The organism is Aquitalea sp., from assembly GCF_030150775.1.
Classification (GTDB): domain Bacteria; phylum Pseudomonadota; class Gammaproteobacteria; order Burkholderiales; family Chromobacteriaceae; genus Aquitalea; species Aquitalea denitrificans.
Window position 1 is genome coordinate 17,063 of the sequence record NZ_JASLFG010000018.1, and the last position, 14,413, is coordinate 31,475.

General features: G+C 56.9%; 13 protein-coding genes and 1 tRNA gene. 8 read left to right on the top strand and 6 right to left on the bottom strand.

Annotated elements, in window-relative coordinates; genetic code table 11:
* Positions 1 to 457: 457 nt before the first annotated feature.
* The 6 genes from QVF59_RS20830 (at position 458) to QVF59_RS06155 (ending at position 6,471) form a co-directional block, all read left to right on the top strand.
* Entirely contained in the window at positions 458 to 1,012 is a 555-nt protein-coding gene (locus QVF59_RS20830) for a tyrosine-type recombinase/integrase (protein WP_353851331.1), read from the top strand.
* Positions 1,013 to 1,924: 912 nt separating this feature from the next.
* A complete protein-coding gene (locus QVF59_RS06135; RefSeq protein WP_287878080.1) occupies positions 1,925 to 2,707 on the top strand; it encodes a hypothetical protein in 783 nt (260 codons plus the stop codon).
* A 109-nt stretch (positions 2,708 to 2,816) separates the two neighbouring features.
* Positions 2,817 to 4,667 (top strand): type IV secretory system conjugative DNA transfer family protein, encoded by a 1,851-nt coding sequence (locus QVF59_RS06140; RefSeq protein WP_287878081.1) that lies wholly within the window; start codon positions 2,817 to 2,819, stop codon positions 4,665 to 4,667.
* Between the two features lie 442 nt (positions 4,668 to 5,109).
* A complete protein-coding gene (locus QVF59_RS06145) occupies positions 5,110 to 5,505 on the top strand; it encodes a hypothetical protein (RefSeq protein WP_287878082.1) in 396 nt (131 codons plus the stop codon).
* 66 nt (positions 5,506 to 5,571) lie between these two features.
* Positions 5,572 to 5,967, top strand: a complete 396-nt coding sequence (locus QVF59_RS06150; protein WP_287878084.1) for a hypothetical protein — start codon at positions 5,572 to 5,574, stop codon at positions 5,965 to 5,967.
* A gap of 264 nt (positions 5,968 to 6,231) precedes the next feature.
* Positions 6,232 to 6,471 (top strand): hypothetical protein, encoded by a 240-nt coding sequence (locus QVF59_RS06155; RefSeq protein WP_287878087.1) that lies wholly within the window; start codon positions 6,232 to 6,234, stop codon positions 6,469 to 6,471.
* Between the two features lie 157 nt (positions 6,472 to 6,628).
* On the opposite strand, the gene QVF59_RS06160 is transcribed toward QVF59_RS06155, so the two are convergent.
* Positions 6,629 to 8,398, bottom strand: coding sequence for a DUF6538 domain-containing protein (locus QVF59_RS06160; protein WP_287878089.1), 1,770 nt, complete (start codon positions 8,396 to 8,398; stop codon positions 6,629 to 6,631).
* 147 nt (positions 8,399 to 8,545) lie between these two features.
* Positions 8,546 to 8,635, bottom strand: a tRNA-Ser gene (locus QVF59_RS06165).
* A gap of 206 nt (positions 8,636 to 8,841) precedes the next feature.
* Between QVF59_RS06165 and QVF59_RS06170 the strand changes: the two genes are divergently transcribed.
* On the top strand, positions 8,842 to 9,993 hold the full coding sequence (locus QVF59_RS06170; protein WP_287878091.1) for a pyridoxal phosphate-dependent aminotransferase: 1,152 nt from the start codon (positions 8,842 to 8,844) through the stop codon (positions 9,991 to 9,993).
* 61 nt (positions 9,994 to 10,054) lie between these two features.
* Here the strand turns inward: QVF59_RS06170 and QVF59_RS06175 are convergent, their stop codons facing one another.
* The 4 genes from QVF59_RS06175 to apbC are packed head-to-tail and all read right to left on the bottom strand — an operon-like array spanning position 10,055 to position 12,724.
* On the bottom strand, positions 10,055 to 10,333 hold the full coding sequence (locus tag QVF59_RS06175) for a barstar family protein (protein ID WP_287878092.1): 279 nt from the start codon (positions 10,331 to 10,333) through the stop codon (positions 10,055 to 10,057).
* Positions 10,324 to 10,776, bottom strand: a complete 453-nt coding sequence (locus tag QVF59_RS06180; protein ID WP_287878093.1) for a ribonuclease domain-containing protein — start codon at positions 10,774 to 10,776, stop codon at positions 10,324 to 10,326. Before QVF59_RS06180 ends, QVF59_RS06175 begins: the two co-directional genes overlap by 10 nt.
* A 3-nt stretch (positions 10,777 to 10,779) precedes the next feature.
* Complete coding sequence (murI, locus tag QVF59_RS06185) at positions 10,780 to 11,559, bottom strand: glutamate racemase (protein ID WP_287878094.1); 780 nt, start codon at positions 11,557 to 11,559, stop codon at positions 10,780 to 10,782.
* 10 nt (positions 11,560 to 11,569) lie between these two features.
* Positions 11,570 to 12,724, bottom strand: coding sequence for an iron-sulfur cluster carrier protein ApbC (gene apbC, locus QVF59_RS06190; RefSeq protein ID WP_287878095.1), 1,155 nt, complete (start codon positions 12,722 to 12,724; stop codon positions 11,570 to 11,572).
* 300 nt (positions 12,725 to 13,024) lie between these two features.
* Here apbC and QVF59_RS06195 point away from each other — a divergent pair, with 300 nt between their 5' ends.
* Entirely contained in the window at positions 13,025 to 14,284 is a 1,260-nt protein-coding gene (locus tag QVF59_RS06195) for an MFS transporter (protein ID WP_287878096.1), read from the top strand.
* Positions 14,285 to 14,413: the final 129 nt, after the last annotated feature.

Here is a 14,413-nt window from a genome sequence, read left to right on the forward strand (position 1 = left end):
TTTTGACATCGCCCGGAGTGGCGATGGCTCACGTACAGATGGCTTGCACTGGACTGAGCGCGCCTCCACTCTTCGGGAACAGCTGGAATCAAGGATAGACGCACGGCAAGCCGCCCGAGAAAGGGCGGATGTGCGTGAAGCCCGCGACTTTGTACGCGATTTCGATAGTCGTGATGTTTCAGATTCGACCGCGACGCGATATGCACGTGCCGTTGCCCAGATGCGCGAAACCGGTCAGCGCCCAGACGACGCTGCATGCAAGAGCACTTTCGAGTTTCGTCGTGCAGCACATGTCCACGTTGTGCGAGCAGAATTGAAGTGCGCGCTTCGTGACTTAGACAAGCATCGCCGAGCGGGCGCTGATGCACAGGCGGCCGAGGCTTACGACCGGGTCAAAGAAGGGCTTGCCGCGCTTCGCAAGTACCCGCCCACGTCCGGCAGCCGAGCTGCTGACTTGATGCGCTCTAGTGCGTTCCACGGGCCGGCGCGCGCAGACGCTGCGCGCAGCAACGGCAAACGCAGCTCGCTTACTGACTTGCCGCCTGACTGGCGCGATGCTGTTCAGCGTGAAGCACGTGACAGCGACCGTCCCGCCGTCGCGGCTCTCGCGTTGACAGGATGCAGGCCTACAGAAGTTCGCGGGATTCGTGTCCGCCAGGACGAGAACAGCGTAACGCTGACTATCCGGGGTGCTAAAGTAGACCGAGACCGTGGCATTGAATCCCGCTCAATCATACTTGACCGCGCTGACCTAGATAGCAGCCAAGCAGGCCGCGACCTGGCGGCTTGGCTGGGGAACCGCGAGCAGCGCACCATTGCATACCCAGGTAGCGTTGAGGCTTTCCGGGAGCGAGTCAGCCGTGCAGCCGACCGCGCTGGCCTGGAGCAAGTCTCTTCGTACACATACCGCCACGCAGCCGCTCGCGAACTCAAAACGGCGGGAGCAAGTCGCGTTGAAATTGCAGACCGTCTGGGCCATCGTAGCGAGCGTTCACAGTCTGTTTATGGGTAAAAAAGCATGGTAATGAGCCTAGTAGACACTGCAGAACTCCGCCGCCGTGGGCTGCACAATGAGGCCGAGGCCGCTGACGCAACAGAGGAGTCCGGCGGCAACTACCTGCCGCCAAGCATGCCCCCGGCCATTATCACAGACGATAGCGCTACGCCCATGCGCAGCGGGGCAGCGCCCCACGGATTGCCGACCAGCGCAGCATCTGCCTCTGCCCCGGCGGCGTCTGCCCCGGATGTCGGCCCGAGCGCCGCCGGCTCTAGCGGTGGCGCAGTGAGTCATTCCGCCTCAAGCGCTGATTCCGCCGTCGCGGCATGCGCTGGGACATTTGCCGAGCGCGCGGATAGTGGCGCGCATAACCCCCCACCTATCGACACCTCGCGGGCTGCGCAGGACGCCCGCATTGCCGCCTTGAATGGCGAGGTTCCCGTCTGGGTGCGCGGCAATCCAGAGCTTGACCCGGCGATGCTCAACGCTGCCGAGCAATTGCCTGTGCAGTCGTTTGTGCAGTCACTTGAGCGTAACCAGTCACAAGGGTCAGTTGCGTATTCAGCGCGTGGATCATCTCTCGACCGCGAGCTGACCCGGTAGCATTTTCACGCCATTCGCATGCAATTGGGCTGCCGCTGACGCGGCCTGGCGCGCGCACTCCGTGCGCTTTTGCGCCGTCGCCCAGGGGTGCCTACGGGCACCCCGCCTTGTCCCACACCGGGCTTCGCCCGCTACGCGACAAGGCTTGTTTTGCGCGTGGTTTTTCGTCTTCATCCGGTGCTGTTTGCGCAGACGCCTACCCTCGAAACACTCGCCAGGTGCACACGGCATCGCGGCGACTAGGCAGCATCGAATACGCGGCATCCATGCTACGTCGCGCTATACGTTAGCGTGAGCGCCCCCCTAGCGCGTTTTGGAGTTTTCATGGAATCCGCTATTTGTACTTACGCCGCCATGTGCGCGGCACTACACTGCTGCACTACACCCGCTTATGCTGCCGGTGCGCTGAATTTCACGCTGTATGACGCAGCTGACGCGCTGCGCAATGCTGCTGCCGACGGGTTGTTTCGCCGCGTGCTACTCCCGGGTTTTGCGCGCACCGCGTGCTACCAGCCAACACCTAAATCGGCGGACATCAACTCACGCAACGCAGCAAAATTTCTACGCGCGGGAGCCGCCGCCGCCGTACTGTGGCGCGGTTTATTGCGTGGTGGCGCGTTCGCTGCAGTACCCTGCTGCGACTGGCTGTCGGCAGATGCGCAGGCTGCGTTGCGTGCACTGCACGGAATTCCTAGCGCGGGCCACGCGGAGCCGCTAGTCGGCATTGAACGAGCGTCAGAGAAGTATTGCATCTATGTGCCCGTGCCGCCTGCCTTAGCCGCCCAGTCAGCTAACGTCATCGCTAATGCCGCCGCGCGCTGGCTGCCACTGCTCGAGCAAGGCACGGCCCGCCTAAACTTTATCGCAGCAACAGGGCGCACAGCAGACGCGCTGAATGCTGCGCTTGTTGAATTCGTGCCGCACGCCTCGGACTATGCAGCGCTTGAGCTCGCCGAACTCGACGCACGGATTGAAGCTGACAAGACAGGTCTTGCACGTCTGCAGCTTGCCCGCCCGCGTGCGGAGCTTGCCGCTGTTCTGGCATCTGCTGCAGAGCCTGCACCATACCCCTGGCTTGCACATCAAGTGGTGTCGGTATCGCTATGAAACAGTTCTGGCGCAGCCTGTTTTATCAAGAGTTTGCTAGCCGCAATCGCGATATCGTTGTCAGCCGCCCTCGCGCGTGGCTTCGTGCTATTAACCAGTTGCTGCGCTGATGCTGCTGCTTGAGAAATCACCACGCCAGTGGACTTCTGTCTATGTCGCGCACCGGCTGCGAGCGGTAGCGCTGCATCAGTTGGGCTGGCTTCTGCCACTGTGTGTGTTTGTTGCTTTCACAAGCGCAACTAGCATCTACACAGCGCCCTTTCTTTCGGGTAGTTATGCACAGCGCTGTGCCATGTTATTGCTAATCGCGATGACCTCCGGCGGGCTGGCTGCGCTGGGTATGTGCGCGTACTGGGGGCAAATCGGCACGCAGGTGCGCCTGCTGCTGGACAGCCGCCCACTAGACCTGGCCGCCGTTAGGGCTGGGTATCGCTTACCTCAAGCCCCGACATTCGACGACGGACCGGGCATTGTGCTGGGTGAGATACACCCCACCCGCAGCTATAAACCCAGCGGTGATTATTCACTTGTTTATCACACTGACGAGCAGTACAGCCCGACGCCGGAGCTTTCCGTTCTGCCCGCCAAGTCTCTGGTGACCGGATTGTTGGTGCTCGGTAGTATCGGGAGCGGTAAGACCGCGTATGTCCTCCGGCCCGCCGTCTTTCAGCTATTCCACCACGCTAGCCGTCCCGGCGGTTTGGTGATGGACTCGAAAGCAGCGTTGGTAGAGTCCTTGCGCGCAGAAATGGCTGCAGCAGGACGCAGCACCGACCTGCTGGCAGTCGGCCCTGGTCAGCGGACCAGGTGGAACCCACTACACATGCCGTTGTCGTCCCCGGCGACGGTTGCAAACGCGCTTCTCACTGCGCTAGAAAACGTGAACGGTGCCCCCTTTAGCCCAGACACCAGGTGGATCCGCGCCGGGGCATCGCACCTCGCAGAGGGGGCGATAGGCCTTCTGCGCTTACTTTCTAATTACGTTACTGCGAGTGCGGTTCGTCACTTACTCAGCGATTTACTGCAAATTACGGCAAGCAGCGATATGGCCGGCACAGTCGCATCGCAATACATCGAAACGCTGTTCGCCGGCTCTACTGCGAAAGCAGAGCACTATGAAGATTTCGTGTTCTATTCGCGTCTCATCATCGACCGGATGAGCGAAGACGAAAAATTCCGGGCTATCTATGTTTCGGAGCTGTTTAACCTACTGATTCCCTTGACCTCCCCAGGCGTAGCGCACTTATACAACGCGCCGGAAGCCGAACTTGACATGCCGGACTGGTCAGAATGCATGAATCAAGGGCTGGTCGTCGTGCTCGACTGCAATAGCCGTGAAGTGCCGGGCCTTGCAGTGATTCTCGGCATGCTGCTGAAGCTGTCTTATGAAGATGCGATGCTTGCCCGCCTTGCCTGGGCACGCGCAGGCCGCTGCAACGCCGACCGCTACATGGCGCTGGTTATTGACGAATATCAGGACTACGCAAGCCCTGGTGATGCGGAATATCAAGCGCTTTGCCGGGAGTCAAAATCAATTACCGTTCTGCTTACGCAGGGTCATGCCTCCATCGTTCAGCGTGTCGGTGAAGAACGCGCAAAAGTCTTGCTGCAATCTCTGCGAAACCGGCTTGTTTTGAATCAGACCGTCCCCGATTTCGCAGCTGATTTGCTGGGGCAGCACGAAGCCGAGGCGGTAGACCGCAGCATTGCCGAAAATGTAGTCGGCGCGGCATTGACTGCAACTGGCCGGTTCGGTGGTGAATCGACAGTTTCTCAGTCGTATTCAGTACGCCGGAACCGCGAATATGTCGTACCGCCCGAGGTGCTAGCAAACCTCCCTCTAGGGCAGGGCATTTTGCAATCGCACGACGGAAATCGGAGCGTTCCGCTACATCGCGTATTCTTGCGTCCATATTTCGCCGCCCCCGGCACTCGACATGCTGACATGGATAAAAAATGACTCTTAAATCCTGGCTAGCACTTATTACACTGATTGTTTCAATGATTGCGGGCATTCACGTTTATGAAACGTATATTTCCACTCTGCCTGCCTGCGTATGGCATTTCTCGCTTGCCACTTGGTTTGGGTGGGCTTGCTGGCATGCAATACGAATATTTAATCGATAGCTTGTTGCTGAAATGTCACACCCTCTCTTGGTTTTAAAAAAAATGGATTTCCTTTAAAGCTTGACAAAGTTGCTATTTGACGTGATACGAAAACTTGACAAAGTTGCTATTTAACGTAATACAACTTGACGAAATAGCTATTTAATATGATACGTCTATCTGATTCTTAGTGATTTCTCTCGATTAATTCCAGATGGACAGTCAGGTCTTTCACCACCACACTGCGTCCATTCCTGGCGCCAATGGGGCACCGGGCTAAATGGGAGACCTATCAGATGGAAAGTATTAAATTGAATCGCGGTAATTACGGTGTTGCCATTCTAAATGGTATTAATTGGGATATTGTTGTCGAGCAACTGGTTGCATTGGATGAAAGTGAGGCTGTTCTGCTTAGTATTTATAAAATGCAGGACTACGAGCTAACTCGCTTTACCGGAACTAATCATGAGACCGGTCCATATGGCGTTTTTATCGATGCGGGTGATGATGTTTTTCTTTTTTGCCGTTACGGCATTCCTGATTTTGAAACAGCCTGCTATTGGATTGTGCAAGGGCTGGAATATGAGCGTGCTGAATGTAAGCGTTCCAAGGTACTTATCGATGAGTATGAAAAGGAGCGCTCGCAGGAGCGGGAGGCGGCTGCTTTTAGCGCTGCGGACGTGCAACAGTAAAGCTACTAGCCTTTAACTTACTCAGCCCAGCGCCACTGTGGCGATGGGCTGAATGAAAGATATATTATGGATAATATTGAATTTAAATGCAGTAATTTTGGTGTTCTTGCTGAAAGCCGCAGCCGAAGCCAGTGTGGCCTTGTTGTTTTTGAAGAAAACTTTAGCTGGAATATTATCGTTGAGCAACCGGCTCCGGTGGACGAACATGAAGTTGCTTTGCTTCGTGTCTATAAAATGCAGGACTACGAGCCTACGCGCTTTGCTAAGAGTATTTATAAAGCTGGCCCATACCGCGTTGATATTTCTGTTTGCGATAGCCTGATTTTTGATATGCGCGGCATTTCTGATTTCGATGACGCTTGCCGCTGGCTCCGGCAAGGGCTGACCTTTGAGCGTGCTGGCCGCGCCCAAATCATCAAAGCATTGCGCAATCGCTTTGAGTTAAGCGAGGAGCAGGAATGAATGCGCCGGTTTGGGAGCTCGTGACTGTTTTCACAGTCGACTCAGTAGACGCCGCTTCCTTGCGGGTGCGTGTCAGCTGCCGGCAAGAATCCGCGCATGCATTCATTAAAGGCGCTTATCGTGTAGAAATTGCAACCGCAGACCCTGGCTTGGACTTATGCCTGTACGAGGCGCGAGGACTTTCATATGAAGGTGCACATCGGTTGGCACTGGAGCGATTGCTACTGAGCATTTGCTAACTAATCCTAAAAAGGGGTTTTATTTATGCTTGAAATGAAAAACGCAGAAACATTTACCGGTGATGGATGCGAAAAAATCGCATACACGCTCATGGCTGGTGTGGGGAACAACCGACTTGTAATGGTAGAAAATTTTGGTGGGAATCTGCATAGCCCTGCACGGCTGCGCAAACTCGCTAATCAGTTGCTTGCTATTGCAGACGAAGCAGAGACTATTGACTTCGGCTGCAGTCTTCAAATGGCGAGCAAAGAAACAGAGCTCTAAAACAACCCACGCTCGCCGCTAGGCACCACCTGGGGGATGTTTTTAACGTCCCCAGGTGGGTCGGAAGCATAATTAAGAACTATCGCGTCAACACCTTTCGCGGCATAAACCGGGGCCATTGACGGCCCCTATTTATTCCACGGTGTATTGACGCTCATTATGGTGCTACTGGGGTCGGCAGCGTTACGTCATAATTTAACTGTGACAAACGCCGCTGCATTTCTTCAAGCGTCAGCAGCATGGTTTCATCTTCATACCCATCTGCAACTGTATTATCCGACGACTCAGAGTGCCCGCTGATGCAGCGCAGATTTACACCCGCTAGTTTGCCATGTGTCAATAGTGTATGTCGAAATGCATGTGCTCCACGTACTGCATGACCTAAATTATTTGCTACACCGTGCAGACCAATGCTCTGTAGATACCCGCGAAACCAGCGTGCGGCATATGTTCCTGCATCACCATTATATGCAGGCCAGGATGGGAATAATCGTGTCTCTTTCTGAGTTCGGAGTTTTTCTAAATAAGCAGGTAGTCCAAGTCTTATCAATTCTGGGTGCATCGGAATTGTTCTTGACTTTCCAGTTTTGACGGACTTGATAATATCTATATCAGCACTATTGCCAGATTCGTTTGTTATTCTTAGCCACCATATATTGCTGCTTTCCCCGAAGTCAGTCTGCGGATTTATCTGGCATATCTCTCGAATGCGTGCCCCCGTATATAGCCCGATAGCGGCCAGCCAAAATTGATGTACTTTTCGAGTATTTTTGCAAATTACTTTCATTTCCTCACTGGAGAAAATTAATTCAATCTCCTCTTTGCGTAAAGCTCTTTGCTTGTATTCGGCCTTTACTCGCGTACCGGTGTATGGGACATTTGTTGTAAGCGTCGTGGGAAAGCCGCAGTCTTGCCAGTTTGTTACCGCTCGCTTCAAAAAAGTACGCAGCGATGCAATATAAGTGTCTTCATACGTTTTTAGTGTGATTGACTCTGTTGCTTCTTCTGCTATTTTTTGTATTGTTTTGCCCGTCCTTCGCTGTATATCTGACCAGCGTGGCGGTAGCTTTTGTATTGTTCGTAGGAATTCATTGATGTGTGTTTGACGTAACTCTGTAATCGGCATATCGCCGATTACGTTCAGGAGCGCGGGTAATACGGCATTGTGTTTTCTGAGCATTGCGCGCTGTTTTTCGGGCAAATGTCTGATGAAGTCAGTAATAGCTGCTGAGAGCGTCATCGCATTGTCAGCGGAGGCGGCAGTCAGTGGGGCTGCGGGCCGGAGCGGATCCGCTGGCAAAAGAATGTCGGGGTCTTCACCAGCATAGCGCGCTTGCATCAGCTGTGTTGCGGTGCGAACTGCGCGAACGTACTCAAGCAGGAGCGCACGCTCTTGCTTCGAGCCTAGTAGCTCCTCTGCGAGCCGGTAGCCGGCAAAGTGCAGCGTTTGATGTAGCGCGGGTCTGAATGCATCTATGCGGCCAGTTGCCCAGGCCTGGCGAGCGAGCTCGCTCATTGTGCGATGAGCTTCCTCTACCTCCTCATGTGATATGTGCAGTTGCATATCGTCATCACCCGTATCACCCGTATCACCCGCATCAGCCGCAGCTCTGCGCTGCAAATCAGCGGTGTCAGCCACAGCAAGCACGTTTGCGCGCACTCGGGCTGTTAGGTCGGGGGTGATTTCACTAATGACTGACAAGCTGTTATAGAAGGCGTTGGTGCGGCGTTCTCGCTTCTGCTGCCCCGCGCGGGCTATTGCGATTTGCTCGTCAGTCTCGACGGCCAAGCGCTTGCATTCAATGCACGCCGCCTTGAAGTCTCCACCGAGTGACTTTTTGAACTCGCGTTTGCGAATGATAGTTCGCACGTCGTGCGGCACGCCCCGGCGGAAGAAGTACCCCGTCCCGGAGGGGGATTTGAACATGTACTGCGGCATGTTGTCGCTCCTGATGGAGCCCTCTGTTTGCTTGCCGCCTTGTACCTGACTTTGTATCGTCTTTTGTACCATATGAATGCAAAAACCCCTTGTAACGCCAGTTATATTTGGCAATTCAAGGGGTTATGTATGGTCTGGCGGAGAGGGAGGGATTCGAACCCTCGGTACGCTCGCACGTACGCCTGATTTCGAGTCAGGTACATTCGACCACTCTGCCACCTCTCCGACTCAGAGATGCGCAGTTTATGGGGGGGCGGGTATCCTGTCAATAGCCAGTTGGTTTGCAGCTGGAATTTTCTTGTCTCGGCTGCCTGTACCGGTGGGTTTGTTGCCGTGGCTGCATGTGGATGGTCGCCCGGCTGTGTGGCTTGCTAAACTGCTGGTTTGGTTGGCTGTTGGCGGCCAGTGCCGTATTTGAACCGAGGATCGTGGTGAAACTATCAACAAGAATGGATGGCGTGGCACCGTTTCAGGTGATGGCCATTCTCGAGAGGGCACGTGCCTTGCAGGCCGAGGGCCGTGATGTCATTCATCTGGAAGTGGGCGAACCGGATTTTGCCACGCCAAAGGCCATTGTCGAGGCCGGGCGGCAGGCCCTGGCCGATGGCCACACCTTCTATACCGCGGCCCAGGGGCTGCCGCAATTGCGCGAAGCCATTGCCGGTTTTTATCAGCAGCGCTATGGAGTGACGGTGGATGCGCGCCGTATCATCGTGACGCCGGGGGCCTCAGGCGCCTTGCAGATCGCCTTGTCCTTGCTGGTGAATCAGGATGATCAGGTGTTGATGGCCGACCCCACCTATCCCTGTAACCGGCATTTTGTCAGCCTGTTGGGTGGTGAGCCGGTTTGCCTGCCGGTGGGGCCAGAGACCCGTTACCAGTTGCTGGCCGATGGTGTGGATGAGGCCTGGTCCGAGCGAACGGTGGCGGCCATGGTGGCCAGCCCGGCCAACCCGACTGGCACGCTGTTGAGTGTCGCGGAGCTGGCGGCGCTGAGTGCCAGCTGCAAGCAACATGGCGGTAGTCTGATTGTGGACGAAATTTATCACGGGCTGACTTATGGCTGTGATGCGGCAACTGCGCTGGCGGTCGACCCGGATGTATTTGTGATCAACAGCTTTTCCAAGTATTTCCAGATGACAGGCTGGCGGCTGGGTTGGCTGGTGGTGCCGGATGACTATGTCGAACCGGCATTGCGCCTGGCGCAGAACCTGTTTCTGTGTCCGCCGGCCATGGCGCAATATGCAGCATTGGCGGCTTTCCAGCCGCAGGTGATTGCCGAGCTGGAACAGCGCCGCGCCGAGTTTGGCCGTCGCCGCGACTATCTGTTGCAGGCGCTGCCGCAATTGGGATGGAAGCTGCCGGTGCAGCCTGAGGGGGCGTTTTATCTGTATGCCGATGTCAGCGCAGTGACTGAGGGCAGCTTTGCCTACTGTGCGCGTTTGCTGGAGGAGGTGAACGTGGCCATCACGCCCGGAGCGGATTTTGGCCAGTTTGGCGCGGCCCGCCATGTGCGCGTGGCCTACACCACCGGCATTGAGCGTCTGGCAGAGGCGGTGGCGCGGATTGCCAGCCTGGCCTAGTGAGGGATGACGCAAAAAAAGCTGCCATCTGGGCAGCTTTTTTTTTGATGGATCACTGGGCTCAGTGATGGATGTCCAGCGTGACATCTCCGCGTTCTTCAGCAACGGATTGCAGGATTTCCAGCAAAGTAGCGTATAGATCTACCCCCAGCATGTGGCGCGATTGTTCGGTATCGCGCCAGACAATTTCATAGGGACCGCGTACATCGGCACTGAGTGAGTCGTACAGTGCGTCCAGGTTGCGGCCGAAGTGGGCCGGCAGGTGGAGCTGACGCGTGATTTCATCGTAAAACTGCTCGAGCGACGTGATGTGTTGCAACTGACAAATACTTACTGGCATGCAGGCACCTCGATGAAACGCTGGTAATGGTCGACGGAAACAAAGCGTTGGCCTGCTCGGGAGAACACCAGGCGATAGGCACCGCGCTTGCCTCCTTTATAGTTCAAGTCCGCTTCCTGCCATTGCCCTTTGGGTAGCTGCTTCTCGTAATTGCCAAAGCGGTCGCCACCGATAGACTTCCCCTGCAGGCCGGGAACACTCCACAAGTTGCGGCCAGGTTGCCAGCCGGCTGCCTGCGCCTGGCGTTTGGGGATGAACTGATTAGGCAGTCGACCGGTTTTTCCCACGGTCTGCAACACACTTTCCAGTTCGGCTGTGTCCAGTCGATTGCCGGTTTGCTGGTTGACCATTCCGGCTACGTTGCTGCACTGGGGCAGGGCCCAGGCGGCGGGGGCGAGCAGGGTGCCAAGCAGCAGCCCTTGCATGATGCGGCGTAGCGACATGATTTACTCCAGAGTCAGGGATTCGACAGCATACGCGTGACCGATCAGCAATGGCAGCATGCGTGCCATGGGCAACGTGTCTGGTGCGGTGGTGATGAAACGGTAGCAGCGGTCGCCAATACTGTCGCTGCCATGTTGCTGCAGCAGCGAGTCGACGCGTCGGGCAATGGCCTCGGCCGGGTCATACAGGGCAATCTGCTCTCCGGTCAGCTCGCGGATCAGTGGTGACAGAAAGGGGTAGTGAGTGCAACCCAAGGCAATGTGGTCGATGTTTTCCTGTAGCAGCGGCTGCACCACGGCAGCGACCCGGGCGCGGGTGAGGGCGCTGTCCAGTTCGCCAGCTTCCACTTGCTCTACCCAGCCCAGGCCGGGACGGCGTAGTACCTCCACGTCACCGGCATGTTTGTCCAGTAATGCCTGTACCCGTTCACTGGCCAACGTGGCCTGGGTGGCCAGTACGGCGATGCGTCCGGTGCGGCTGGCTGCTGCGGCTGGTTTGATGGCCGGTTCGACCCCGACAACCGGTATCGGCAGGTGCTGGCGCAAGGCTGCCACGGCAACTGTAGTGGCGGTATTGCAGGCCACCACTAGCAGGCTGGCTCCCTGGCTGTGCAGGTAATCGCCAATTTTCAGGCTGCGCTGGATGATCTCTTCCTTGCTGCGGCCACCATAGGGGCAGTACGCCTGATCTGCCAGATAGGTAATCGGCCAGTCGGGAAGCGCTGCTTGTACTGCACGCCAGATGGACAGCCCGCCCAGGCCGGAGTCGAACATTGCAATCATGGTGGCGGGCTTAATTGTTTTGGATGACGATCTTGGGGAACTTGCCGGAGAAGTCCTGGGCTTTCTCGCCCACCTTGACTGCCAGTTTGCGTGCAATACCCTTGTATAGCGCTGCCACGGTGCCATCCGGGTCGGCAGCAACTGTCGGCTTGCCTTGGTCTACCGCCAGGCGGATGCCCATGTCCAGCGGCAGCGAGCCCAGCACTTCCACGCCAAAGTCGGCTGCCATGCGCGCAGCGCCGCCTTCGCCGAAGATGTGTTCGGCATGACCGCAGTTGCTGCAGATGTGAATGGCCATGTTTTCCACCATGCCCAGAATAGGCACGCCTACTTTCTGGAACATGGTGACGCCCTTGCGTGCATCCAGCAGGGCAATATCCTGCGGCGTGGTGACAATCAAGGCACCCGTCACCGGCACTTTTTGCGACAGGGTGAGCTGGATGTCACCGGTGCCCGGCGGCATGTCGATGACCAGATAGTCCAGATTGTCCCAGCGGGTGTCATTCAGCAGCTGTTGCAAAGCCTGGCTTACCATGGGGCCACGCCACACCATGGCCTGGTCGGCGTCTACCAGATAGCCGATGGACATGGTCTGGATGCCGTAGTTGACAATGGGTTGCAGGCTCTTGCCATCCGGGGTTTCCGGGCGCTGGCCTTGCAGGCCCAGCATCAGCGGTTGCGAGGGGCCGTAGATGTCGGCATCCAGAATGCCGACGCGTGCGCCTTCGGCTTGCAAGGCCAGCGCCAGATTGACGGCGGTGGTGGATTTGCCCACCCCACCCTTACCGGATGCCACGGCAATGACATTCTTGACGCCAGGTAGCAGTGGCACGCCGCGCTGGGCGGCATGACTGGTGATCTGGCTGCGGACGGTAATCTGCAGTGCGCGGCCGTCTGCGATGGCTTGCAGGGCTGTTTCGAACTGATTGCGCACCAGATCAAACTGGCTGGCAGCAGGGTAGGCCAGCACCACTTCCAGTGCCAGCAGGTCGGCACTGATCTTGATGTTCTTTACCGCCTTGGCAGCAGCATAAGTTTTACCGGTATTGGCGTCGATCAGGCCGGCAATGGCCTCCATTACTTGGGCGTCGGTCAGGGTCATGGTATCGGCTGCGCTATCTGCGTCCGGCTTGTTGCCGAACAGCTTGGTCAGTTTGGAGAGCATGGGGGCGATGGGAGTGGGTGAATACCCGACAATTTTACTATGTTTTGGGACGGGTGCGTTGTCCCTTCCGGAAGTAGGCATGTTACTCCCGCCGGCCCTGGCTGGCTATGGGTTTGGCCGCAGGGTCGGCGGCGGATGTCAATATTGCTTCATCTTGAAACAATTTGCCGCAAGCACTTGATCAGTGTAGAATTTCCGGCTTTTTTTTCGTGCTGGCGCGGCTGTTTTCTGCTGCTGCAAGCCCGGGCTCGGCCCTGTCAGGCCGTGGCGCGCTCTTTGTCGTCAAGAAAGGTTGTTGCGTTGCAGTCCAAACATATTTCACTCAGTCCGGCGAATCTGCTATTTCCGCTGGCGCTGGTTCTGTTCGAATTTGCCGTTTATATCGCCAATGACATGGTGCAGCCCGCCATGCTGCAGGTTACCCGAGAGTTTCTGGTTGGCAGCAGCTGGGTTCCCACTTCCATGACTGCTTTTCTGGTAGGTGGTGCCGCTCTGCCATGGCTGACCGGCCCCTTGTCCGATCGTATCGGCCGCCGTCCGGTACTGCTGTTTGGTGTGGCCTTTTTCATGCTGTCCTGCCTTGCCACTTATCTGGTCCACTCCATCGAAGGCTTCATTGCCCTGCGTGTGGTGCAGGGGATGGGGCTGTGCTTTATCAATGCGGTGGGCTATGCCGCAGTGCAAGAAGCGTTTGAAGAAACCGCCGCGGTCAAGGTAACCGCGCTGATGGCCAATGTAGCGCTGATTGCCCCACTGGTGGGGCCGCTGGCTGGTGCTGCGCTGGTGGAAATTGCACCTTGGCGCAGTTGCTTCTTGGCGATTGCCGCCATGGCGGGGATTGCGCTGCTGGGCTTGATCTGGAAAATGCCGGAAACCGTGGCGCCGGGTCAAAACCGCGAGTCCTTGGCGCAGATGGGGGCGGATTACCTGCGCCTGCTCAAGCAGCCGCGCTTTGTGTTCTCTGCCCTGTGCATTCCGCTGCTGGCCCTGCCCCTGATGGGCTGGATTGCCCTCTCGCCGGTCTTGCTAGTGCGCGACCTGGGCATGAGCACCCTGCAATACGGCCTGATGCAGCTGCCGGTGTTTGGCGGATTGATCGGCGGTAACTTTGCGCTGGTGCTGCTGGCTGATCGTTGGCCGCTGGGACGTTCGGTATTTGTCGGCATGGGGCCGATTGTCGGTGGCCTGCTGCTGATGCTGGGCGGTGTGCTGTTTGCTGCCGAGCCGGTATGGTTGATGGTGGCCGGCATGAGCCTGATGAGCTTTGGCGAAGGCTTGAGTTTTGGTGTGCTGTACCGTTTTGCCCTGATGTCCTCGCCCGTGGCCAAGGGCACGGTATCTGCAGCCATGAGCATGCTGTCGATGGCGGGTTATGCACTGGGTATCGAGCTGTTCCGCCTGGCTTACATGGCAGGCGGTATCGCTGGCTTTGCTAGCTGCTCGGTATTCACCGCCGTGCTGTTTGTGCTGCTAGCACGTCGCACCGTGCCGCAGGCCATGGCCGAGCGTGCCGCACCGGCCGATTACCTGCCGCTGGAGCTGCAGGGCCAGAACAGCTAAATCACTGCATTTCCGTCTACAGCAACCCGGTCTGATGGCTTTTGTCGGCAATCAGCCGGGTTTTTGCCGAACACCGCCGTGACCCGTAAGGCTATCCGGCCCTATAATCGACGGCTTGAGATCGCTTAC

Bases quoted from the DNA above. Each gene is read 5' to 3' on its own strand.
- QVF59_RS20830 (WP_353851331.1), top strand. From the start codon at position 458: ATGCGCTCTAGTGCGTTCCACGGGCCGGCGCGCGCAGACGCTGCGCGC.
- QVF59_RS06135 (WP_287878080.1), top strand. From the start codon at position 1,925: ATGGAATCCGCTATTTGTACTTACGCCGCCATGTGCGCGGCACTACAC.
- QVF59_RS06140 (WP_287878081.1), top strand. From the start codon at position 2,817: ATGCTGCTGCTTGAGAAATCACCACGCCAGTGGACTTCTGTCTATGTC.
- QVF59_RS06145 (WP_287878082.1), top strand. From the start codon at position 5,110: ATGGAAAGTATTAAATTGAATCGCGGTAATTACGGTGTTGCCATTCTA.
- QVF59_RS06150 (WP_287878084.1), top strand. From the start codon at position 5,572: ATGGATAATATTGAATTTAAATGCAGTAATTTTGGTGTTCTTGCTGAA.
- QVF59_RS06155 (WP_287878087.1), top strand. From the start codon at position 6,232: ATGCTTGAAATGAAAAACGCAGAAACATTTACCGGTGATGGATGCGAA.
- QVF59_RS06160 (WP_287878089.1), bottom strand. From the start codon at position 8,398: ATGTTCAAATCCCCCTCCGGGACGGGGTACTTCTTCCGCCGGGGCGTG.
- QVF59_RS06175 (WP_287878092.1), bottom strand. From the start codon at position 10,333: ATGCCAGTAAGTATTTGTCAGTTGCAACACATCACGTCGCTCGAGCAG.
- QVF59_RS06180 (WP_287878093.1), bottom strand. From the start codon at position 10,776: ATGTCGCTACGCCGCATCATGCAAGGGCTGCTGCTTGGCACCCTGCTC.
- murI (WP_287878094.1), bottom strand. From the start codon at position 11,559: ATGATTGCAATGTTCGACTCCGGCCTGGGCGGGCTGTCCATCTGGCGT.
- apbC (WP_287878095.1), bottom strand. From the start codon at position 12,724: ATGCTCTCCAAACTGACCAAGCTGTTCGGCAACAAGCCGGACGCAGAT.